Source organism: Massilia putida (assembly GCF_001941825.1).
GTDB lineage: Bacteria > Pseudomonadota > Gammaproteobacteria > Burkholderiales > Burkholderiaceae_D > Telluria > Telluria putida.
In genome coordinates, this window is sequence record NZ_CP019038.1 from 6,613,223 (window position 1) to 6,629,856 (window position 16,634).

Annotated in this window: 8 protein-coding genes; 3 read left to right on the forward strand and 5 right to left on the reverse strand. The window is 65.9% G+C overall.

The features are described from left to right. Nucleotides 1-8: 8 nt before the first annotated feature. Both BVG12_RS31645 and BVG12_RS31650 read right to left on the reverse strand, forming a co-directional pair. Nucleotides 9-1,073: an oxidoreductase gene (locus tag BVG12_RS31645; protein ID WP_075795878.1), complete on the reverse strand. Its 1,065-nt coding sequence runs from the start codon at nucleotides 1,071-1,073 to the stop codon at nucleotides 9-11. Nucleotides 1,074-1,097: 24 nt separating this feature from the next. After that, complete coding sequence (locus tag BVG12_RS31650) at nucleotides 1,098-2,357, reverse strand: ROK family transcriptional regulator (RefSeq protein WP_075795879.1); 1,260 nt, start codon at nucleotides 2,355-2,357, stop codon at nucleotides 1,098-1,100. Nucleotides 2,358-2,832: 475 nt separating this feature from the next. Between BVG12_RS31650 and BVG12_RS31655 the strand changes: the two genes are divergently transcribed. The 3 genes from BVG12_RS31655 to BVG12_RS31665 all read left to right on the forward strand — a co-directional run bounded on the left by BVG12_RS31655 (nucleotide 2,833) and on the right by BVG12_RS31665 (nucleotide 12,515). Beyond that, nucleotides 2,833-5,862 (forward strand): TonB-dependent receptor, encoded by a 3,030-nt coding sequence (locus BVG12_RS31655; RefSeq protein WP_229503767.1) that lies wholly within the window; start codon nucleotides 2,833-2,835, stop codon nucleotides 5,860-5,862. Nucleotides 5,863-6,422: 560 nt separating this feature from the next. Further along, nucleotides 6,423-8,765, forward strand: a complete 2,343-nt coding sequence (locus BVG12_RS31660; RefSeq protein WP_075795880.1) for a glycoside hydrolase family 31 protein — start codon at nucleotides 6,423-6,425, stop codon at nucleotides 8,763-8,765. A 627-nt stretch (nucleotides 8,766-9,392) separates the two neighbouring features. Beyond that, a complete protein-coding gene (locus BVG12_RS31665; RefSeq protein ID WP_083685559.1) occupies nucleotides 9,393-12,515 on the forward strand; it encodes a TonB-dependent receptor in 3,123 nt (1,040 codons plus the stop codon). A gap of 79 nt (nucleotides 12,516-12,594) precedes the next feature. Here BVG12_RS31665 and BVG12_RS31670 read toward each other — a convergent pair whose 3' ends face one another. From BVG12_RS31670 to BVG12_RS31680, 3 genes are all read right to left on the reverse strand, one after another. Continuing rightward, nucleotides 12,595-14,646: a glycoside hydrolase family 43 protein gene (locus BVG12_RS31670; protein WP_075795881.1), complete on the reverse strand. Its 2,052-nt coding sequence runs from the start codon at nucleotides 14,644-14,646 to the stop codon at nucleotides 12,595-12,597. Nucleotides 14,647-14,889: 243 nt separating this feature from the next. Further along, a complete protein-coding gene (locus BVG12_RS31675; RefSeq protein WP_156895790.1) occupies nucleotides 14,890-15,765 on the reverse strand; it encodes a proteasome-type protease in 876 nt (291 codons plus the stop codon). A gap of 55 nt (nucleotides 15,766-15,820) precedes the next feature. Further along, nucleotides 15,821-16,633: a transglutaminase family protein gene (locus BVG12_RS31680; protein ID WP_075795883.1), complete on the reverse strand. Its 813-nt coding sequence runs from the start codon at nucleotides 16,631-16,633 to the stop codon at nucleotides 15,821-15,823. Nucleotide 16,634 lies beyond the last annotated feature (1 nt).

Sequence of the window (16,634 nt, forward strand, 5' to 3'; positions counted from 1 at the left end):
GCCCTGGGTCAGGCTGCGACTTCGGACAGCAGCACTTCGCGGCGCTCGGCCGCGCTGCGTCGGCCGGCGTCCAGCAGACGCATGACGGTCAGTGCCTGGCGCGCCGGCACGGGGTTGGCGCCCTCGCCGGTGAGCGCATCGCGGATGCCCACGTAATACGACGGATACGCGCCGTTCTCGGTCGGCAGGGCGGACGCCGCCACCTTACCGTCGCGCAGGACAGCCAACGTCCCGGTCTCGGCGTCGACACCCCATCCGGCCGCGTCGCCGTCCGGCATGCGGCCCGCGATCAGGTCCGCTTCCTGCGGGTCGAGGCTTTGCTTGACCCAGCTGCCCAAGAGGCCGTGCAGCGCCACGCGCGGGCGCGCGACGGCGGCCACCATGCTGGCGCCGAGGTCCACGCGCAGTCCGTCCGCATAGCGCAGGCGCGCCTGGAACTGGTCTTCGCAGCGGCTGCCCGGACGCAAGGTCGGCAGGTCGGCTTCGATCGCAAGCGGCTCGCCGAAGTACAGCAGGGCTTCGTCGAGCAGGTGCGGACCCAAGTCCATCCAGATGCCGCCGCCTGCCTCCGCCTCTTCCTTCCAGCGCGCCTGCGGCTGCGGGCGGAAACGGTCGAAGTGCATGGCCGCGTGGCGGATCGGACCCAGCGTGCCGTCGGCCAGCAGGCGCAGCGCCGTGCGCGTCGTGCTGTCCCAGCGGCGGTTGTGGTACACGCTCAGCAGGAGTTCCTTGTCTTCCGCCAGGCCCACCAGTTGCGCGGCCTGGATCGCATCATCCGCGAACGGCTTGTCGATGACGACGTGCTTGCCCGCTTCGAGCGCGGCGCGCGCGAGCGGGAAATGGGTCGCGTTCGGGCTGGCCAGCACGACGAGGCGGACGTTCCGATCCGCGAGGAGGGCGGCCGGTTCGGCATGGACCGTGACGTCCCCGAGGTCGGCGCGCACCTTGTCGGGATTGCGGCTGGCGACGGCGGCGATGCGCAAGCCCGGCGTCGTGCGCAGCAGGGGCGCGTGGAAGACCTGGCCGGCGAAGCCGTAGCCGATGAGTCCAACGTTGATCGTGTCAGCGGTCATTGAGGTCCTTGTCGTGAAGCGAATTCAGATGGGGAGCGCGGCACCGGCCTGACGGGGGCCCGGTCCGCGGGCCGCGCTGCGTGCGAGGCTCTGCACGTCGAGCGGGCGCGTGACGCGGTAGCGTGCCAGCGCGGCGGCGCCCACGGCCACGGCCTGCGCGCCGAAGTGCGACGTGCGGATGACGGGCGGCGGCAGCATGGCCGCGTGCGCATATGCGGCCAGCACGTGCCGCGCCGGTTCGATGAACGTGTCGCCCAGCTCGAGCGCGGCGCCGCCGATCACGATCGCCATCGGGTCGAAGCCGGCCCACAGGTTGTTCAGCAGGATGCCCAACTGGCGGCCGGCCGCGTCGACGGCGGCGCACGTGACGGCGTCGCCTTCGGCCACGCGGCGGAACAGGCGTTCGAGGGCCGGGTGGCTGGGGCGCTCGCGGCCCAGCAGCGAACCGAGGCCGATCAGCGCGTCGGCGCAGCCGCGGCGGCCGCACTGGCACAGCGGTCCGCCCGCCTGCAGGATCGCGTGGCCCACTTCGCCGGCAAAGCCGGACAGGCCCGTGAGCAGGCGGTCGTTGACGATGACGCCGGCGCCCACGCCATACCCGATCGACAGGTAGATCAGCGGGTCGGTGCCCGACTGGTCGGCGAATTCGAACTCGCCCAGCGCCGCCACGTTCGCCTCGTTCTGCATGTACAGCGGAATCCCGTCCAGCTGCGAGCCCGCGACGTGCGTGCGTACGATGCCGGCCACGTCGACGTCGCGCCAGCCGAGGTGGGGGGCGTTGTGCAGCAGGCCGCGGGCTTCGTCCACCGCGCCGTGCAGGCCGATGCCCACGCCGAGCACGCGCCGTGCCGTGCCGTGTCCCGCCGGCCGCGCCAGCCGTTTCGCCAGCTTCACGAGCGCCAGCATCACGAGGCGGATGCTCGACTCGGGATCGGTGGGGTCTTCATATGTCAGGATGCGCGTGTCGAGCACTTCGCCCAGCAGGTTCGTCGCGACCACGCGCGCCTCGTCCACGCCCAGGTCCGCGCCGAGCAGGGCCAGGCGCGACGGGTCCAGGTGCAGCGGCGTGGCGCGGCGGCCCACTTCGCCCGTCACGAGCAGTTCGCTTTCCGTGAGCCAGCCTTCGTCGACCAGTTCGCGGACGAGCAGGCTGATCGTGGATTTGGTCAGGCCCAGCACGTCGGCCAGCGCGGCGCGCGACAACCCGGGCTGGGTGCTCACCTGGCGTACCAGCGCCATACGGTTCAGTTGCTTGAGGAGTTGCTGGTCACCGGTAACGGGCATGGGCGGGAAAAATCAATGGGTTGTGATGATTATGCAACAGATCGAAAAAATTTGTACGTCATGCGCCGCGCATATTTACGAGGCCCCATCTGTCGCGAGGTGGGAAGTATAGCCGCCGGGGCGCCGCGACGGGTTGGAACGAAGTGATTGATTTATTTATGAAATCGATTTCTTACGCAAATCATGTTCACGTTCGTACGTACGTTACGTAACGTGAAATCGGGAAAGAATCTCACGCATTATTTCAGTGCAAAACCGTCTTTTTCGGTGCGGACAGTTCGTTCGACCAATTGACCAATGTGTGAAATCTTCATAATCTTAAGCAAATGATGTCCGCTATCAATGACCATAGAGTCAACATTGTGACGGCGCCGACGGCCGCCGCGACACGGACAAGCGCCAGGAGTCGTACCACCACCACGCACGCCGCCGCCGTCCGGCGCGGCGTTTTTTTCGAGAGACGAGAGGAGACACAGTGCTGCACACCAAAAGGGTTTTTTCCCATCACCTGAACACCAGGCATCGCCTGATCAGCCTCGCAGTCGCGAGCGCATGCGCCGCCCTGGTTGCGCCGGCCTTCGCACAGGACGGCAGCAATGGTGCATCCAATGGCATCGCATCGCCCGGCGATGCGGCTGTCACCACGCCGGTGCAAGGCGTCGCGACGAATACCGTCGTCGTGACCGGTATCCGCGCCAGTATGCAATCCACGCTGAACCTGAAGCGTAACTCCGATGGTATCGTCGACGGCATCGTGGCCGACGACATCGGCAAATTCCCCGATACGAACCTGGCCGAAGCGGTCCAGCGCATCTCCGGCGTGTCGATCGACCGCAACCGCGGCGAAGGCGCCAACGTCACCGTGCGCGGCGTCGGTCCGGACCTGAACATGGTGCTGCTGAACGGCCGCCAGATGCCGACCGCGAACCTGGGCGACCAGGCCGGCCGCGCGTTCGATTTCAGCAACCTGGCGTCCGAAGCCGTGTCGCAGATCCAGGTGTACAAGAGCGCCCGCGCCGACACACCGCCGGGCGGCATCGGCGCCACGCTGAACATCATGACGGGCCGTCCGCTGGACATGGGCAATCGCGCCACCTTCGGCGTGAAGGGCGTATACGACAAGTCCAACAACAACCTGCCGGCCATCGACGCGGCCAAGAAGGTCACGCCGGAAGTCTCGGGCCTGTACAGCACCACCTGGAACGACGGCATGTTCGGCTTCGCCGTCACGGGCAGCTACCAGGAGCGCAATCTGGGCGTGAACCAGGCAGCGGTCACCAACGGCTGGCTCGGACCGTTCCATGGCAACACCGTCAGCCAGGATCCGGGCCCGATCCCCGTGTCGGGTGCCGGCGTGACGAATCCCCCCAAGCCCAGCGACATCTACCTGACGCCGCAGAACCTGTCGTACTTCGTGCGCGGCTCGCAGCGCCAGCGGACCAACGGTCAGCTGACGTTCCAATTCCGCCCCGTGAAGGAGATCACGACCACGCTGGACTACACGTACGCGCAGAACAAGATCCAGACCAAGTACCACGAACTGTCGGTCTGGTTCAACCACCCGCTGAACGCCCAGACGAGCAGCTGGACCAACGGCCCCATCGCGTCGCCGCTGTACTATGAAGAGCAGGTGACGAACCAGGACATGGCGATGAACGGCGGCGACTTCGCCACCAAGTCGACCCTGGACTCGATCGGCTTCAACACCCAGTGGCGCGTCTCGCCGGCCCTGCGCCTGTCGCTCGACATGCACCACTCGGTGGCCAAGTCGGGCAAGGACAGTCCGTTCGGCTCGAACAACGACCTGGCGACCGTCAGCTTCTCGCGCGGCACCACCGGCGTCGATTTCACCCAGGAGATGCCGATTCTCGTCATCCCGGGCGGCGCCAACTACACGGCCGCGCCGAACCAGGTGTCCGGCTCGTGGTTCCAGGATGGCCTGAACAAGATGAAGATCGACCAGATCCAGGCCGGCGGCAGCCTGAAGATGTTCGAGGCGTCGAACCTGAACTTCGGCCTGTCGCACTCGAAGGTCAACAACCACTCGGTGTTCCAGCAGGTGCAGCGCGACTCGTGGGGCGGCACGTCGAAGAACCCGGGCACCGACTACAACCAGAACCTGTGGTTCGCCGACACCATCAGCAAGTACTTCAGCAAGCTCGGTGGCTCGAGCGATCCGCGCCTGTACAACCGCTTCAACCTGTTCGACTTCGCCGCCGTGCGCGACAACGCGATCAAGGTCACGGGCGATGCGGCCGGCTACACCCCGAGCCTGGACAACCCGAGCTTCAACCGCACGACGATCGAGAAGACCCGCGCGCTGTATGCGCAGTTCAACACGGACTGGGACACGGCGCTGCCGATGCACACCGGCGTGGGCTTCCGCTACGAGAAGACCGACGTCGCGTCGACCGGCCTGTTGAAGCAGCCGACGCAGGTGAACTGGATCTCGCAGAACGAACTGCCGATCGTGTTCGGCGCGCAGACCTTCCAGACGCAGACCGGCAGCTACAGCAACTTCCTGCCAACGGTCGACTGGGACATGGACGTGCGTCCGGACCTGAAGGTGCGCGCCAGCTACGGCGTGTCGATCGGCCGTCCGCGTTACGACCAGATCGAGGGTGGCACCACGTACAGCGCCACGGCGGGCGTGACCGGCACGACGGCGAACCGCGGCAATCCGGGCCTGTCGCCGGTCAAGTCGAAGAACCTGGACCTGTCGGCCGAGTGGTACTACACGAAGCAGAGCATGGTCTCGCTGGGCCTGTTCTACAAGGACCTGTCCGACTACGCCGGCCAGACCGTCGTGAACGAGCCGTCGACGACCGCGACGACCCCGGTGGGCGGCAAGTACTGGAATGCGGCGATCGCGTCCGGCTGCGTGGCGACCGACACGAACTGCATGCGGAACTACATCCTGTCGCACTTCGCCGGCCAGCCCGGCGTGACGGCGACGGGCACCAACGCGGCGGGCAACCTGACGGGCACCATCAGCGGCATCGCCGGCGACCCGGCGCTGCCGTACCAGGTGACGACGTTCATCAACCAGGACAAGGCCTCGCTGAAGGGCGCGGAGGTCAACTGGCAGCACATGTTCAGCAACGGCCTCGGCTTCCAGGCCAACTACACGTACGTCAAGTCGAGCCTCACGTACGACAACATGGGGCTGGGTAACCAGTTCGCGCTGGTCGGCCTGTCGAACTCCGCCAACCTGGTCGGTATCTACGAAGACCAGAAATGGTCGATCCGCCTGGCGTACAACTGGCGCGGCCAGTTCCTCGCCAGCGTGGCCGACAACGGCAAGCCGAATCCGCGCTACGTCGAGCCGTACGGCCAGACCGACCTGTCGATCGGCTACAACGTCAACAAGAACCTGTCCGTGTCGCTCGAGGCGATCAACCTGACCGACTCGACCCAGCGCACGCACGGCCGTACCGACCAGCAGGTGCTGCAGGTCACGACGGGCGGCCCGCGCTACATGCTGGGCGCGCGCTACAAGTTCTGATGATGTGCTGACGAGGCGCCGCCGCGCGCGCCGCACCGTCGAGCGGGCCGTCCCTCGGGACGGCCCTTTTTCCGTGCTGGCCCAAATTCGGGGTCAGCAAATGCGGGGTCACAGCCCGTTTTGGATGAACGTCCCGAGGTGCGATAACAGCGGGTGGGTGCCCGCGTGGCCGGTATCGACAACGGTAGAAGTTACCCCGGAGTTCGTGCACAAAAAAGGGCTCCGACCCCGGATGTTCGCCCACGAGCGCTCCGACCTGCATTTTGTTTTTGCAGCCCGGCGGATTTTTTGGTGGATGCCGGGATGGTAGCGTGCAGCAACGGATTATTTTGACCGGTTCGGCGGTTTTAGCGATTGCGCATGTGATCGCTAACAGCGACAATATCGCTTCACAATAATGCGCACGCCGCCGCCATCGGCCGCCAACCGTGCCGCGGAGACGATCCCACCTGTCCGCCATGCGCGGCCGCGGGCAATACGCCCCGTAACGACAGTCTCCCTGGCCATTGCCGCCTTCGCGATCCGCGTCGCCCGATTCACCCCCTGCGATAGAGGACTGGATGAGACTTACCCTGCACCGCACACTGATTGCGCTAACATCTGCACTTGCCTTCGTACCCGCGGCCTTCGCCGCTCCACTGACGACCCTGGACCGCAACGGCGCCTGGGTGACGGTGGAAGCCTACGGCCCGAACGTCGTCCACGTGACGATCGCCGTGGACAAGGACGAGGTCCTCAAGGGGCCGGGCTACGGCATCCTCGCCAAGCACGCCGACAACGCCGCGTTCCGCCACACGGCGGGCAGCGACGGCGACACGTTCACGTCGAACGGCATGACCCTGCACGTGAACGCGGCGCCGCCGGCGCGCACGCCGAGCCAGCCGGAGAAGTACTTCGCCCCATCGCTGGCGCCGGTCGGCCTGCAGATCAAGAACGCGCAGGGCGAGCCGATCCTCGACATGCAGGGCTGGGAGATGTCGCCGCAGCTGGTGGCCGGCGAGAAGACGTACCAGGTCGGCGCCACCTTCGCCGCCGGCCGCGACGAGCATTACTACGGCATGGGCCAGAACCAGGACTCCACGGGCGCGCTGGACCTGCGCGGCCGCACGCTCGACTGCAAGCACTGGTATGACGCGCCGACCGGCGAGACCGTGTGTGTGCCGTTCATGGTGTCCTCGAAGGGCTATGGCATCGTCTGGGACAACCCGTCGGCCACGCGCTTTTCGGCTGGCATCCATGGCCGCACGACCTTCCAGTCGAACGTGGGCGAGCGCGTATCGTTCTTCGTCATCACGGGCAAGACGGCCGACGAGATCTACTCGGGCTATGCGCGCCTGACCGGCAAGACGCCGATCCCGCCGAAGGCCGCGTTCGGCCTGATCCAGTCGAAGGCGCGCTACGACAGCCAGCAGGAAGTGCTGCGCATCGCGAACACCTATCGCCAGAAAAAATACCCGCTCGACGTGATGGTCGTCGACTGGTTCTACTGGACGCGCATGGGGCAGATGGACATCAACCCGGCCGAGTTCCCGGACCCGGACGGCATGAACAAGCAGTTGCACGACATGGGCATGCAGTCGATCGTCTCGATCTGGCCGCGCTATGAAACGGCGGGCCGCTATTTCAACGAGCTGGATGCGAAGGGCTACCTGCTGAAGGACAAGGACGGCAAGACCGTCGACGGCCTGCCGTTCCGCTCGGACCGCACGGGCGGCCTGATCGACGCGACCAATCCCAAGGCACGCCAGTGGTTCTGGGAGAAATCGCGCGACAACATCCTCGCGCATGGCTTCGACTACCCGTGGCTGGACGAAACCGAGCCGGACCTGGTCCCGGACGGCTTCTTCTACTCGATCGGCTCGGGCGACCGTTACCACAACCTGTTCCCGCTGCTGCACGTGGAAGGCTTCGCCGACAATATGCGTGCGTGGAAGCCGAACAAGCGCGTGCTGATCCTGTCGCGCGCCGCCTACCTCGGCTCGCAGCGCACCGGCGCGCTGTTCTGGTCGTCGGATGTCAACGCGTCGTGGGAAGCGCTGCAGCGCCAGGTCCCGACGGGGCTGAACATGACGGCGTCCGGCATCGCCCTGTGGGGCAACGACATCGGCGGCTGGCAGGCCATCCCGGGCACGAGCGACGGCACCAGGCCGCCGCTGCTCGATCCTTCCGACGCGCGCGACGTCGTCGGCCAGAACAGCGACTATCCCGAACTGCTGACGCGCTGGTTCGAGTACGGCACGTTCCTGCCGACCTTGCGCCTGCACGGCCAGCACAAGCACACCGACATCTGGTCCTTCGGCAAACAGGCGGAAGCCGTCATGGCGCGCTACGACACGCTGCGTTACCAGCTGATCCCGTACATCTACAGCCAGGCCAAGTTCACGCACGACACCGGTGCCCCGTTCATGCGCGGCCTGTGGATGGACTTCCCGCACGATCCGAACGTCGCCAACATCGGCACCGAATACATGTTCGGCCCCGCGTTCCTCGTGGCGCCGGTGACGGAGCAGGGCCAGACGGAGAAGAACGTCTACCTGCCGGCGGGCACCGACTGGTACAACTTCTGGACCGACGAGAAGCTCGCGGGCGGCCAGTGGGTCAAGGTGGCGGCGCCGATCGACCGCATCCCCGTGTTCGTGAAGGCCGGCTCGATCGTCCCGTTCGGCACGGACATCCAGTCGACGGCGACGAAGCAGGGTATCGCCCAGGTCAAGGTCTATCCGGGCCGCGACGCCAGCTTCGACCTGTATGACGACGACGGCGTGTCGTACGATTACGAGAAGGGCAAGGGCACGACGACGCGCCTGCACTGGAACGACGGTGCCGGCAAGCTGACGGCCAGCGGCGGCGATGCCGGCCTGGCGAAAAACCTGAATAGCCTCGTGAAAGTCGCGGGCAAGTAATCGCCTTACGCCTTACATTCGGTGGGCACGCCGTGCCCACCGAATCCTCCTCATCCGGTCCAGCGACCATCTCCCCGTGCCTGGCCACAAGCGCCGGCAACAGCGCCGCCCAGCGCCTTGCATTCGTACGTCGTCTTGACAATCATGCCCTGCTGGCGGAGCGGCATTGCGACACATTCCGCCATAAAAAAGGGTCGGCATGCAGTCGGGGGAATGTCGGACATCCTATGTGTTGTTATCGTATAACACTGCTAACACGGTTTTTGTAGTAGCGGATAGCAAATGCCAGAGATAGCAGGGCGCGCTAGGACGCGGCAGATATCGATTCCGATATCGACCGTGTAAAAAAAATTATTGGTTAGGCGGTATTGACTCAAGTATGTTACTTAGATGTCAGACGTCTTACTTGATAATTCGGGTTGGCGCGCTGAGTTCACCCATCACGGATAAATATTTGCCGACCGTCCGGCACACATCGCCTCGGTCGGAAAATGTTAGCGTTTAACATTTGGTGTTAGCGAGAAAGGAGGGGCGTTTCCGAGGAAAACAAACCGCGTCACCGACCCACCTCTACACGCAAGAGCAAAAAGGCCTTGAGGCCACCCGAGAAGAATAGAGAGGAGACAAATGAAGCAACACTGGATTCGCGCCGCACGGCGCAGGGCACCCTATTGCCGCGAGATTTACGCATTGACGATCCTGGCCGGCCTCGTGTCGAACGCCTGGTCGCAGGACAGCACGCCGGCCGCGAGCGGCCAGCAGACGGCCGCCCCGACCGTCACCGTCACCGGCTTCCGCAGCTCGCTGGCGTTGTCCGCCAACGAGAAGCGCGAGAACAACGGCTTGACCGACACCGTGTTCTCGGAGGACATCGGTAAATTCCCCGACCCGAACATCGCCGACGCCTTGTCGCGCGTGCCGGGCGTCACCGTGACGCGCGCGTCCATCGACGGCGAGGGCATGAACATCTCGATCCGCGGCATGGGGCCGGCGTTCACGCGGGTGCTGCTGAACGGCGCGCCGATGGCGTCGGCGTCGGCCGGCAGTTGGGGCGGCAACATCAGCGCGAACCGCGAAGTGGACATGGACTTCCTGCCGTCGGAACTGTTCCGCAGCGCGACCGTGTACAAGAGCCAGCGCGCCGACATCGTCGAAGGCGGCGTGGCCGGCACGGTGGACATGCGCAGCGTGCGCCCGTTCGACAAGGCCGGCTTCCGCTCGGCGTTCACGGCGAGCGGCAATTACCGCGACAAGGACGGCAAGTGGGGCAACACCGGCTCGGGCCTCGTCAGCAACACGTGGAACACCCGGTTCGGCAAGGTCGGCGCGCTGGCCGGTTTCGCGTGGGGGAACACGAAATACCACACGGACGTGTTCCAGACGGTCGACATGAGGACCGTCCGCCTGAACGCGAACCAGCGCAACGCGTCCGATCCTGCCTCGCTCCCGGGCGATTACTTCAACAGCCCGGCGACGGTGCCGTCCGGGATTCCGCTGTCCGTGCTGCCGGCCTATGCGCAAGCGCTGCTCAAGCCGGGCGCCGCGATCGACCGCAACATGCTGCTGGCGCTGAATCCGGGCGCCACGCTCCAGCAGATCGACAACGGCCTGATGGGCCGCCTGCCGCGCTATCTCGTCTACGACGGCGAGCGCCGCCGCCGCGGCGAGGTGCTGAGCTTCCAGTGGCAGCCGAACGACCAGTGGGACGTCTACCTCGATACCCTGTTCGCCCAGAAGGGCAACAAGATGACGCAGGAAGATATGAACGTGGGGATGCGCGCCAACACGCCGATCCCCATCGGCATGCAGTTCGACCGCAGCGATTGCTCGGCCTATTGCACGATCACGGGCGCGACGCTGGCCAACACGTTCTGGTCGCTCGAGTTCCGTCCCATGAAGGAGAACACGCACTTCCGCAGCATCAATCCGGGCTTCGAGTTCCGCCCGACGGAGAAGCTGACGATCGACGGCCACGTCAACTACACGGACAGCGAGTTCTATCGCGACATGCCGACCGTGCTGGTGGCGACGACGTCGCCGTCGTCCGTCGTCAACTACAGCAATACGAGCCCCGGCAAGATCCCGGTCATGACGGGCAATATCGACATCAATGACCCAAGCGCGTTCGGCTGGTATCAGGCGGGGCAGGGCTTGTCCGGCCTGCGCACGGACTTGTACCAGCGCCGCAACACGACCAAGGGCTCGCGCCTGAACCTCAACTGGGGCGACGATGCGTTCGCCATCAAGGCCGGAGGCTCGCTCGACGACGTCACGCGCCGCTACACGGACTACAACAATGCCGACGCATGGATGAACCGCACTTGCGGCAACAACGTCAGCTATCCGTTCTATGCGCCGAACACCTCGCTGCAAGGAACCTGCGACGGACGCTTCCAACCGGGACCGGTCGCCGCGACCGCGTATCCGGGCTATGGCACGGGCACGACGGCGGGCCAGACGGCCCCGCTGACGTATCTCGGGTCCGTCGTGACCAATGCCGACCTGGCGAAGTACCTGCACGCGAGCGACCACGGTTTCATCACGGTCGACTGGGACAAGTTTGCGAAAGACACGAACTACCAATACTTCCGCGACCACATCACGGACGTGCCGACGACCAACGGCGGCTACCTGCGCGAAAAAGTGAAGGCGTTCTATGTCGAGACGAACGGCAAGGCCTCCGTGTTCGACCATACGTTGCGCTACAACGCGGGCGTGCGCTACGCGCAGACGGAGCAGACGATCGGCGCGCCGCAGAGCGTGGCGGATCCACGCAACGCCGCGCAGGGCCTGGGCAACGGCGGCCGCTATCCGAACCAGCAGACCTGGGCGTACGAGACGACGAAGTACCACAACATCCTCCCGTCGTTCACCGTGTCGTACAACATCCTGCGCGACCTGATCGCGCGCGTATCCGGCTCGAAGTCGATGACCCGCGCCAATCCGGCCGACCTGCACCAGACCCAGTTGTCGATCGGCGACCAGGGCGTGAACCAGGGCAGCGTGTCGAACCCGGACCTCAAGCCGTTTAAGGCGAACAACCTCGACCTCGGCCTGGAATGGTATTTCAGCCGCGAGGGCTATGTGGCGCTGTCCGGCTTCGCCAAGGACATCGTGAGCCGTCCGGGATTCCGCATCAACGACTACACGCTGTCGCAGCTCGACAAGATCTACGGCACGGTGGGCCTGACGAGCGCGCAGCAGGCGGCGGTCGACGCGGCCGGCGGGCGCGACCTGAAGCACGTGCTGATCACGGAGCCCTACAACATCGACACGAAGCTCAAGGTGCGCGGCCTGGAATTCACGTGGCAGCAGCCGCTCGACATGTTGCCCGTCAAGGGGTTCGGCTTCACGGGTAACCTCACGTACACCAGGCAGAAGGATGACGTGGCGGGATCGCCGCCGGTCGCGGGCGTACCGGAGCGGACCAACAACCTGACGGTCTATTACGAGCGCAATGGCTTGAACCTGCGGGTGTCGCGCCAGTACACGTCGAGCCTGATCAGCAACACGACCACCGGTCTGGCCACGTGGGCGTATGCATACTCGACGTCGCGCTCGCAGGTGGACATGTCGGCCGGCCTGAACCTGCAGAAGCTGTTCGGCTTCCGCTACAACACGGAGGTCACGCTGAGCGTCTGGAACCTGAACAACGCGAAGAGCCAGAACTACACGCAGTTCACCAACGCGATCTTCGACGAGAACGCGCCGGGCCGCAGCTACACCATGTCGCTGCGCACGGCGTTCTAGCTTTGCGTCTCCCCGGGCCGTCTGCCGACGGCCCGGCGTTTATTGAGCGGTCGTGGCGACCGCTCCTTTTTTTTCGAGCCTACCAGGTGAACCGCACGCCGTCGCTGCCGTCCGGCAGCGGCCCCGGACTGTCCGCGCGCAGCGCATGCGTGGCCGGGTCGATGCGCAGGAAGCGGTTCGTCGCGAGCGACATCAGCACGAGTTCCCCCGTCGGCGTCTCGATCCACTGGAAGCTTTCGCCAAGCCCCGGCCGGCCCTTGCGCAGCGCGACGCCGCCCTTCGCATCCACGCTCACCCAGGCCGCACCGGACTGCAGCGCGACGCGGCCGAGCCCCATGTCCTTGACGGCCACCGGCGCGCGCTGGAGCGCGATGCCCGTCTTCCATTCTTTCAGCCGGATGCGCTGGCCGTACGGTATTGCGCGCGTCAATCCGTGCGGATCCGGCTGGTAGACGTCGATGCTGTCGAAGTCCGCATGGCCGCCCGGTTTGCCTCCCTGGTTGTAGTTGAAGAGGGCGTAGCGCACGCCCTGGAATGTCGTCAATTGGAACACCATCGTGAACGGTTCGCCGATGGGCGTGTATTCCTTCCCGTCGGTCGACCAACTGAAGCGCGCCTGCTCCGTGAGGAAGTCGCAGTCCGCGCGCAGCATCACGCGCGTGGCACCAGGCGGCAGCGGCACGCGCACGGTGCTTGCCCGCGCCTGGTCGTACAGCGCGAGCAGCAAGCCGCCTACAGTCTTTTCCACGCCCAGCGTCGCGTACGGGAGGTTCAGCAGGGCGAGGCCGGCGACGTCGCCGTCCGCGAGGCCGGATGCGTCCAGCGTCACCGTGGGCGACGAGCGCGGGCCGATGGCGCGCTGCGTGAGGCTGTTGCGCGCCTGCCAGAACGACGTGGCCGGCAACGCGTGCAGGCGCAGGAAGCCGGGGCGTTCCGTCAGCGACCACTGGCCGTCGACCGGCACGTGGTTCCACTGCCAGACCGGTTGCAGCTTTGTTCCCGAGAAGTCGTCGCTGCGTGCGTACGGGACCATGATCGCGGAGGGCGCGGCCGTCTTCGGTTTGACCCACGTGCGCGGGTTGCGTCCCAGGTTGCCGGGCAGGCCGAAGTAGGGCCAGCCGTCCTTCCAGGTGATCGGCGCTAGGCTCAGCAAGCGGCCGACCGAATTGAAGTCCTGCATCGAGAAGCCCCACCATTCGCCGGCCGGCGTCAGCACGATGCCGCCCTGGTGCAGCGAGTCGGCGTTGCGCGCGGACGGGTCGGGCGGCACGATGGCGGTGGGCGTCTTGTTGTCCTTGAGGCGATAGCCCTGGGCCATGCCGAAGTCTTCGTCGCGGCTGATGGCCTGGTTCACTTCGTACGGACCGTCCACCTTGTCCGCGCGCGCGGCCGGCATGCGGAAACCGCCGGCGTAGTTGGCGGAGAGGATGTAGTACTTCCCGTGGATCTTGTAAATGTGCGCGCCTTCGCCCATGCCGGCGTCCTGCGCGAACAAGACCTTCTCGGTGCCGGGCACGATGTCCGTCAGGTCGTCCGTCAACTGCGCGATGCGCGTGCGCTGGTGGTCCCACACGACCCAGGACTTCCCGTCGTCGTCGAACAGGACGGACAGGTCGTGCAGGCTGCGTTTCATCTCGCGCCGCGTCCAGGGCCCGCGCGGATCGGTGGCCGTGAAGATCTGCGTGGCGCGGCCGTTCACGTTGCTGAAGATGTAGAACGTGCCGTTCCGGTAGCGCAGGCTCGGCGCCCAGATGCCCTGGCCATAGATGCTCTTGCCGTCTTCCAGGCGGTAGGCGGGGCCGAAGTCGAGCTTGTCGACGGCGTAGCCGAGGAATTCCCAGTTCACGAGGTCGCGCGAGCGCAGGATGGGCAGGCCGGGCATCGCGTGCATCGTCGTGCCGGTGAGATAAAACCAGTCGTCCACGCGGATCAGGTCGGGGTCGGAGAACTCATCGTAGAACAGTGGATTCGTGAAGGTGCCGTTGCCGTTGTCGGGCGTCCAGGTGGTCGTCGACAGGCCGGCGGCGGGGCGCGGTTCCTGTTGCGCGCCCGCGTTCATGCAGGCGAGGGCGGCGCAGGCGGCAAGCGCCGCGACGGCGAGGCGCGGCGGGCGGGGGCGGTGTGGGGTCATGTGAGGTCCGGTGGCATGCTGGCGATCCGGCAATGTAGGGCATATGTGGTAGCGCTGTCAAAATGGCACGGCGCCGTCGGCCGTCACCGGGCGCGCCGCGGGATCAACATGCAAACCCTTGTAATGTAAGGGATTTTCTTCGGTACGCGGCGCAACGGCGGTGTCTGTGGGCAAAATATTGCAACTAACCGACGCATGCGATATCGAACCCGGTATCGGTCGCCACGAAAAAGTCATCGCGGATCAATGCTGGGCGGGCGGAACGGATTGCTCGGCGAGCGACTGCAGCGCCGCCGTCGCCCCGGCCGGCGTCGCACCTGGCGGCAACGCCGCGCGCACGGGACGGCTGTGCAGGTTGGTGGACGCGGGCACGTCGTCCGCCGGACCCGGCGCCGGGTCCCACTCGGGCGCCGGAATGGCGTCGAACACGGTCTTCAATTGCTGGCCCCAGCTGCTGCGCAGCCGCTGGAAGTACGCGTTGTGCTCGTCGACGGTAACGAAGCGCGTGACCGCCAGGCTGCCGTCCTCGTACACGAGCATGTCGAGCGGCAGCCCGACGGAGATGTTCGAGCGCAAGGTCGAATCCATCGAGATCAGCGCGCATTTGGCCGCGTCGTCGAGCGATGTGCGCGGGGTGACCACGCGATCGATGATCGGCTTGCCGTACTTCGCTTCGCCGATCTGGAAATACGGGTTTTCGTCGTGCGACTCGATGAAGTTGCCGGCCGAGTAGACGTAGAACAGGCGGCAGCGTTCGCCCCGGACCTGGCCGCCGAACACGATGCTGATGTTGAAGTCGACGCCGTGTTCCGCCAGTTTGCCGGCCTCCTGGCGGTGGACCGTGCGCACAGCCTCGCCGACGATGCGCGCGGCCTCGTACATGTCCGGCGCGTTCCAGACCGTCGCGCCGTCGGCGCCCACGTAGCCGGACACGATCTGGCGCACGGCCTGCGAGATCGACAGGTTCCCGGCGGTCATCATGACCATCAGCCGGTCGCCCGGATTCTCGAAGACGGTCAGCTTGCGGAAGGTGCCGACCTGGTCGACGCCCGCATTCGTGCGCGAATCGGCCAGGAACACGAGGCCGGCGTCGAGGCGCATGCCCACACAATAAGTCATCGACGATATCCGTTGCGGTTCAGGAAATGGGCCATTCTACATCCATGCGACCCGTTCACTGGACGGGAACGATCTTCGCCTCGACCCGCATGACCTCGTCGCCCCCGCCGCGCCGCATGCCGCGCACGGGGGCGGCCGATTCATAGTCGCGTCCGATCGCGAGGCGGCAGTACCCGTCGGTCATCAGCCGGGCATGCGTCACGTCGATGCTGACCCAGCCCGTGAAGTCGGGATCCTCGACCCACGCGTCGACCCAGGCGTGGCTGGCCGCGTGGCCCGTCGAGCCGGGGTCGATGTAGCCGGACACGTAGCGCGCCGGTACCCCGTGCGCATGGCAGCACGCGAGGAAGACGTGGGCGTGGTCCTGGCAGACGCCGGCGCCGAGCAGCAATGCCTCGGCGGCCGTGGTGGCGACGTTCGTGGCACCCGTTTGGTACGCGACCGCACCTTGGATGTGCGCGGCCAGCCCCAGCAGGTTGGCCGTGCAGACGGGGTTGCCCAAGGCCGGCAGCGATGCCGCCGCGACGTCGGCGAGCAGCGCCGTCGGCCGGGTCAGGCTTGTCGGCACCGTGAAGATCAGCGGCGGCAGGTTGTCGTGCGCGCGCAGGCGCCCGCCGGGCAGCGGCACCGTCGCGACGATGCCCTCGACGACGATGCGGACAACGTCGTGCGGCGCGTTCAGCGTGAGCATGTGCGAGGCGTTGCCGAAGGCGTCGACGTAGGCTTCGCAATGGCCCGGCGTCGAGATATGCCAGGACAGCACCTGCTGCTGCGGCTCGGCGCGCGGGGTGAGGTGCAGCTGCTCGATGCTGTAGGCCTGCGGCTGGGTGTAGCGGTACAGGGTTTCGTGGCGGATAGACAGGTGCATG